We start from the raw sequence: 663 nt of genomic DNA, 5'->3' as shown, positions 1-663 counted from the left end.
CATGGCTGAGTTCGTCGGTGCGTTGGACCAGGGCACGACCAGTACCCGGTTCATGGTGTTCGACCATGGCGGCGGCGAGGTCGCGCGGCATCAGTTGGAGCATGAGCAGGTCCTGCCGCGGGCGGGGTGGGTGGAGCACAACCCGACCGAGATCTGGGAGCGGACCCGGGCGGTGATCCAGACCACGCTGAACAAGGCGCACCTGTCCCACACCGATCTGGCGGCGCTGGGGATCACCAACCAGCGCGAGACCACGGTGGTGTGGAACCGCCGGACCGGGCGGCCCTACCACAACGCGATCGTGTGGCAGGACACCCGCACCGACCGGATCGCCGCGGCGCTGGAGCGCGATGGCCGCGGCGCCATCATCCGCCACCGCGCCGGCCTGCCCCCCGCCACCTACTTCGCCGGGGGGAAGGTGCAGTGGATCCTGGACAACGTCGCGGGGGTGCGCGAGGCCGCCGAGACCGGCGAGGCGGTGTTCGGGACCATCGACACCTGGGTGCTGTGGAACCTGACCGGCGGCACCGACGGCGGGGTCCACGTCACCGACCCCACCAACGCCAGCCGCACCATGCTGATGGACCTGGAGACCCTGGAGTGGGACGAGGAACTCCTGTCCTTCTTCACCATCCCCCGCGCGATGCTCCCCACCATCAAACC

At 69.8% G+C, this 663-nt stretch carries 1 protein-coding gene; it reads left to right on the top strand.

The window, feature by feature from the left end; translation table 11 throughout:
- Window position 1 precedes the first annotated feature (1 nt).
- A partial coding sequence (locus KLI87_RS39585; protein WP_250904705.1) for an FGGY family carbohydrate kinase occupies window positions 2-663 on the top strand: 662 nt, incomplete at its 3' end.

The sequence above is a fragment of the Actinomadura sp. NEAU-AAG7 genome, from assembly GCF_018603865.1.
Classification (GTDB): Bacteria; Actinomycetota; Actinomycetes; order Streptosporangiales; family Streptosporangiaceae; genus Spirillospora; species Spirillospora litoris.
This window is presented reverse-complemented; position numbering and strand designations above follow the sequence as displayed.